The organism is Candidatus Enterococcus courvalinii (assembly GCF_017315945.1).
Lineage (GTDB): Bacteria > Bacillota > Bacilli > Lactobacillales > Enterococcaceae > Enterococcus_B > Enterococcus_B courvalinii.
Genome location: NZ_JAFLWI010000015.1, coordinates 78839 through 85287 on the forward strand (window position 1 = coordinate 78839; position 6449 = coordinate 85287).

Consider the following 6449-nt stretch of genomic DNA (forward strand, 5'->3'; position numbering starts at 1 on the left):
ATTTACATATTTTAAACGGAAGGATAGTGAGTTTTCATCACATTTTAATTTGTCCTTGTTATATTTAACTCATCCAAAAATCCAAATTCTATATCCTATATCCCTGCCCATCCAGCAGGGTATTTTTTTGCCCAAAAAAGAAAAATAGTTCGTTTATTGTATTTCATCCTTTGCGAATGAGCTTTTTTCAGGTAATCTTATAGACGAAAGAAGGAGGCGGATGTGGTGAAACAATCAAAAATCTCTGTGCGAAATCTTGTTGAATTTATTTTAAAAAGAGGAAGCATTGATAATCGCAAAAAGAGTAACCATACCGCATTAGAAGGCGCAAAAATTCACCGGAAGTTGCAAAAGCAAGGCGGAGAAAGCTATGAAAAAGAAGTGTTTCTTAAAAAGACGGTAGATTTAGATGGTTACCAATTAACGGTTGAAGGCAGAGCAGATGGAATCTTTCAAAAAGAGGGCATTTATTATATCGACGAAATCAAGACTTCTGAACCACGATTTGAAGATTTAGAACAAGAGCAAGTTGAGTTGTTCTTTCATCAAGCACGAGTGTATGCTTATATCTATAGTCATGAGCATGACTTGTCAGAAATCAATTTACAATTAACTTATTTCCAAACAACAGAAGAAATTATTACTCGAAAAATCGAGCACCAAACGATTGAAGAGTTAGATACTTTTTTTACAAAATTAGTTGAGGATTATCAGGAATGGCTGATTTTTTCTGAGAATTGGCGGGCTGTTCGGAATGCGTCGTTGATGGCATTGAAATTCCCTTACGAACAGTATCGCAAAGGTCAACGTGAGCTTGCTGTTGCAGCTTATAAAACGATTCGGACAAAGCAAAAACTTTTTGTCGAAGCACCTACAGGGACAGGAAAAACAATCTCTACGTTGTTCCCAGCGTTAAAAGCAATTGGCGAGGGTGAAGGAGAACGACTTTTTTATTTGACAGCCAAAACAATCACACGACAAGTCGCCGAAGATGCTCTAATCGCATTGAAAGATGTTGGAGCGCAAACAAAAAGTGTCACGATTACTGCAAAAGATAAAATCTGTTTTTTAACAGAAACAACTTGCAACCCAGATCAGTGCCCTTATGCTAATGGATATTATAATCGAATCAATGAAGGGTTATGGGATCTATTGAATCACGAAAATCAACTGACCAGAGAAGTGATTGAAAAATATGCAAAAAAACATACGTTGTGTCCGTTTGAATTATCTTTAGACGCAAGTCTTTGGTGTGACGTGATTATTGGTGATTACAATTATTTGTTCGATCCAACTGTTTATTTGCGACGATTTTTTGAAGAAGAAAAGAATGAAGAAAATCTTTTTCTGATTGACGAAGCACATAACCTGGTAGGGCGTTCAAGAGAGATGTATTCAGCAGAGATTTCTTATGCAAAAACAAAAAAAATAAAAAAAGAGATTCCAAAAGAATATACAAAATTACGACGACGCTTTACAAAAGTAGAAAAGGAATTCAAACAAATTGAACAAGCGCTAGAAACCAAAACATATCACCACCAAAAAGCTTCCGCAGATTCATTGACAAACTCATTGTATCAAGTTAGTGAATATATCAAAGAATGGCTAGCTGAATACCCAGATCATCCAGTACAAGAGCAGTTATTGTCTTATTACTTTGAGGTGTTGCACTTTTTGAAAATCAGTGAATTTTACGACGATCATTATGAAACAACAATTGAGAAGAACTTGTATGATTTGGTAGTGAAAGAATTTTGTATCGACCCGAGTTATTTTCTTGAGCAATCACTAGAAAAGGGACGAAGTAGTCTGTTATTTTCTGCTAGTTTTTCTCCATTATCTTACTATCAAGAAACATTGGGTGGAAAAGATAGCTTGGCCTATCGTTTACCAAGTCCATTTCCAGAGGAAAACCAGCAAGTGATTGTTGCAAGTTATCTTGAAACCACTTATCGAAAACGAGAAACGAGCTTACCTACATTGGTTGAAACGATTGCGCATTTCACGCAAGCAAAAACAGGAAATTATTTTGTTTTCTTTCCTTCTTATAGCTATCTGGATCAAGTGGTGACGATCTTTAAAGAACAGTATCCTGAGATGAAAGTACTGATTCAAGAAACGAAGATGGATGAGAGTGAGCGCGAAACATTTTTATTGAACTTCCAGGAAAATCCTCAAGAAACATTGATCGCATTTTGTGTATTGGGTGGTATTTTCTCAGAGGGCATTGATTTAAAGGGAACTCGCTTGATTGGTAGTATGATCGTTGGTGTTGGGCTACCTCAAATGAATCACGAACAAGAATTGATTAAAGAATACTATGATGAAAAAGAGCAACTGGGATTTGCTTACGCGTATCAATTGCCGGGAATGAATAAAGTATTGCAAGCTGCCGGTCGAGTAATTCGGGATATGACTGATCAAGGAATTATTGTATTAGCAGATCGCCGTTTTGCTAATCCAGTGTATAGTCAGCTGTTTCCTAAACATTGGCAAAATGCTGCAAAGGTCCAAACATTAAGTGGGCTTGATGAAACGATAAATAAATTTTGGCAACAAACGACAAAATAAATACCAAAGAAGGAGCCGACAATCGATAATGTCGGCTCCTTCTTTGGTATAGAGAAGTAGTTCTTGCGTTTGTACCCTCGAAAAAAGTAGGCTTAAGTTATTTTCTTGGCCAAACGAATAAATCTTTCAAATGGTGAGCAAGGCGTGGATTTAGATTCGCCATTTTGTCTGTCTGTTTGCTGTTTTGTCAGAGCGGAATGTTTTGATTTGAAAGCGTTGTCGATGGTACCCAAGAAGCAACTCCTTCCAAATAAATCTCAATCACTCAAAAATTTGAGGAACAATTTCTAGTAATTTATTATTACTTATCAGAGTTACCCACTTTATCCCAGAACCTTTTCTTGATGTTCCCAAAGTAACTTCTTCGGTAATAGAAATCTTTTCATAAAAAGATGAGAAGCTATTTTTAGAAAAGATTCCAAATTACTTGAAGCTACCTTTTTTGCAGCACAACTTTTAACGGTAGTTAGTAAATTGCAATTCAATCGGCAAATCAAGTTTTCTTAATAAAGAAATCACTTCTTGTAAATCATCACGGCTTTTACCCGTTACCCGAATTTGATCTTCTTGAATTTGTGCCTTCACTTTTAACTTGGCATTCTTAATTGTTGTTGTGATTTTTTTCGCATTTTCTCGATCTATTCCACTAACTAAATCAGCGTTTTGTTTAGCCTTTCCACCCAGTGCATGTTCAGAGTCGGAAAAATGAATGTTTTTAATTGGAACACCTCGCTTAATCAATTTACCTAGTAAAACATCTTTGATTTGTTCTAATTTAAAATCATCATCGCCTAAAACGACTAAACGATTTTGCTCTAATTTGATTTCAACTGTAGATCCTTTGAAATCGAAACGATTGGTTAATTCTTTTGTTGTTTGCTGAATTGCATTTTTTACTTCCTCCATATTTACCTCTGAAACGATATCGAAACTTGCATCTTTTGCCATGAATGATCCTCCTCATTTATAAAGTAGCGTTTGTTAAAATTCTTCTCATTTATCTAACAGGTGTTTTATTTTAATTAAGAAACTGTTATTCTTACATTTGAAATAAGGTGTAGAGGAGAGGTGCTTGTGAGCAAAGTGATGACTGTCTATCAAAAAAATGAAATGCTGAAGAAATTAGTGGTGATTTTGATAACCGGAGTAACAGCAGCGGTTGCTTTGAATTATTTTTTGATCCCAGCAAATGTTTTCTCTGCGGGGATGAACGGGATTGCACAAATCATCGCTTCTTTGTTGTATGAGTGGTTCCATATCCAAGCTGATACCGGAATCTTTATCTTCATATTAAATATTCCTGTCTTTATCTTAGGTTTTTTAAAGGTTGGTAAAGGATCGACCATTTTAAGTTTTATCAATGTTCTAGGTGTATCGTTGATGACAACGATTATGCCAGTAGGACATGTGACAGATAATATTTTGATGAATGCTTTAGTTGGTGGTGTTTTGCTAGGAATCGGCGCAGGCTTGTCTCTTAAAATGGGCTTTACAACAGGTGGTATGGATATCATTTCGTTAGTTCTATCGCAAACAACTGGGAAGACAGTTGGTAATTACATGTTTATCTTAAATGGTATCATTGTTGTTATTGCTGGTTTCTTTTTCAACTGGGAAAGTGCATTATATACAATTATTTCGATTTACGCTTTGACACAGGTAGTCGATGCAATCCATACAAGTCACCAGAAAGTAACAGCAATGATCGTAACGGTCAAACCAGACCAAGTAACGGAAGAATTAATGAAAAACATGGTACGTGGACTTACTTTATTACCTTCAGTTGGGGGCTATTCAAAAAAAGAAGGCAAAATGATCATGATGGTCATTACGCGTTATGAGTTGTATGATTTAGATCAAATTGTGCATGAAGTTGATGAAGATGCTTTTATTAATATTTTGCCAACACAATCTGTTTTCGGTCGTTTTGCAAATGAACAAGAACAAAAAACGTATCGCTCGACAGGTGTCTTACCTGAACCTAAAAATAAACAAAACCGTAAAAAAAGATAAACAGTTAATAATAACTTTAATATAAACCCTTAGTAGATAAAAAAAGGCAGAGGTAAACGAGAACGGAACGTTATAATTCTCATTTACAAATCAGTAAAAAGAGAGTATGATAAACAAAATTAGATGAAGGAGTGTCGACTATGACAGAAGCAAACCAAGACTGGTCTGCACAAGAAACAGAAGCAATTAAAGAACGAATTCTTTCTGCATTAGAAACAGTAATCGATCCCGAACTAGGAATCGATATCGTTAACTTGGGCTTGATTTACGATATTGAATTCAATCCAGAAGATGGCGACACGGTAATCAAAATGACTTTAACAACCATGGGCTGCCCACTAGCAGATATCTTAACAGAGTCTATCCACGATGCTTTACGTGAAGTCGAAGAAGTGAAAAAAGTCGAAGTGAAACTTGTTTGGTATCCAGCATGGACAACTGATAAGATGAGCCGTTATGCTCGAATTGCTTTGGGGATCAGATAAAGAATCCACACTTTTTAAATAAAACAGAAAACTGCTCCTTTATTAGCTTAGATGCTGGTGAAGGAGCTTTTTTGCTCTGTTTTTAGTTATGAATTGTTGGTTTTGGTGATGCCGATGATAATGGCTATTTAGATTGGTCGTATGTTCATCGAAATCATCTAAGAGAAGGGATCGTATCTGTAATTTGTGCGCAGAAAAATAAGTAAGTGGAAACATAACTACGTATGCTTTGATAACAGCAAAGCAATTTAAAAAAGTCTTCGTGTAGTTCAGAAACAGCAAGTTAGGCATCAAGGAATTCTATTGAGAAATTTTTTATGAAGAAACAAAAGAAAGAAAACTCTAGCTTATTTTGTATGGGAAAAATTTGTAAGAAATTAGACTATTAATAGAAATATTTCGTTAGTTATTTTATAAAAAAGTCACGAAAACGTTATATGAGAGGGAATATGAGACAAAAAAAGTATTTCACATTATCGTAAGTAATCGATTAGAATAATGGTCTATACCTTGAAACCTTTCGCTAATGTAGGTACTCTTGAGAGCAGAAAAGAGGCTTTGTATATGAAAATAAGTAGTTTATTGTTTGCATCATCATTATTAATCAGTCCGTTAGTAAATCTCGGGGAAGTTTTTTATCAACCAACTCAATCAGAAATGGCGAACAGTCAAGTTTCTAGCTGGACACAGTCAACATATGGGAATGTCAATAATATCAAATTTACTGGAGATTTTTCAGACTATAATTCCGGTGTGAAAAAATTGGCCGTGGGGGAAACAATCAATATTAGCGCATCAATTAGTTTTTCTGGTGATAAGGAAGCGATCGAACAAGCAATAGTTGCTTTTGAAAATGTAGATCCTAATCTGACGATTAATTATCATGATGACTTAGAAATCAATGGAAATAATGGAGTATTTAGTTTTTCCGTCACGTTAAACGCTTATTCTAACAATCCTTGTTTATTTACTATTAAAATTAAAGACGGGGTGGAAGGTGATAGCAATCACTTGACCCCATACTCTCAAACTGAAATGATTTTAGCTGGAGAAAACTCAGATTCAAGTAGTACAACGGATACAACAAGTAGTACGACAGATTCAAGTAGTACAACGGATACAACAAGTACTAACACAACAGATTCAAGCAGTACAACGGATACAACAAGTACTAACACAACAGATTCAAGTAGTACGACGGATACGACAAGTAGTACGACAGATTCAAGTAGTACGACAGATTCAAGTAGCACGACAGATTCAAGTAGTACAACGGATACAACAAGTACTAACACGACAGATTCAAGTAGTACAACGGATACAACAAGTACTAACACAACAGATTCAAGCAGTACAACGGATACAACAAGTACTAACACG

The 6449-nt window shown here is 35.4% G+C and carries 5 protein-coding genes; 4 read left to right on the top strand and 1 reads right to left on the bottom strand.

Annotated features, from left to right (window positions below; all coding sequences use genetic code 11):
- Positions 1-222: 222 nt before the first annotated feature.
- Positions 223-2571 (top strand): helicase C-terminal domain-containing protein, encoded by a 2349-nt coding sequence (locus tag JZO71_RS09700; RefSeq protein ID WP_206899293.1) that lies wholly within the window; start codon positions 223-225, stop codon positions 2569-2571.
- A gap of 456 nt (positions 2572-3027) precedes the next feature.
- Here JZO71_RS09700 and JZO71_RS09705 read toward each other — a convergent pair whose 3' ends face one another.
- Positions 3028-3519, bottom strand: coding sequence for a YajQ family cyclic di-GMP-binding protein (locus JZO71_RS09705; RefSeq protein WP_206899294.1), 492 nt, complete (start codon positions 3517-3519; stop codon positions 3028-3030).
- A gap of 138 nt (positions 3520-3657) precedes the next feature.
- Here JZO71_RS09705 and JZO71_RS09710 point away from each other — a divergent pair, with 138 nt between their 5' ends.
- The 3 genes from JZO71_RS09710 to JZO71_RS09720 all read left to right on the top strand — a co-directional run.
- Positions 3658-4584, top strand: coding sequence for a YitT family protein (locus JZO71_RS09710; RefSeq protein WP_206899301.1), 927 nt, complete (start codon positions 3658-3660; stop codon positions 4582-4584).
- 140 nt (positions 4585-4724) lie between these two features.
- On the top strand, positions 4725-5069 hold the full coding sequence (locus tag JZO71_RS09715; RefSeq protein ID WP_206899295.1) for a metal-sulfur cluster assembly factor: 345 nt from the start codon (positions 4725-4727) through the stop codon (positions 5067-5069).
- Positions 5070-5633: 564 nt separating this feature from the next.
- A partial coding sequence (locus tag JZO71_RS09720) for a hypothetical protein (protein ID WP_206899296.1) occupies positions 5634-6449 on the top strand: 816 nt, incomplete at its 3' end.

Bases quoted from the DNA above. Each gene is read 5' to 3' on its own strand.
- JZO71_RS09705 (WP_206899294.1), bottom strand. From the start codon at position 3,519: ATGGCAAAAGATGCAAGTTTCGATATCGTTTCAGAGGTAAATATGGAG.
- JZO71_RS09710 (WP_206899301.1), top strand. From the start codon at position 3,658: ATGACTGTCTATCAAAAAAATGAAATGCTGAAGAAATTAGTGGTGATT.
- JZO71_RS09715 (WP_206899295.1), top strand. From the start codon at position 4,725: ATGACAGAAGCAAACCAAGACTGGTCTGCACAAGAAACAGAAGCAATT.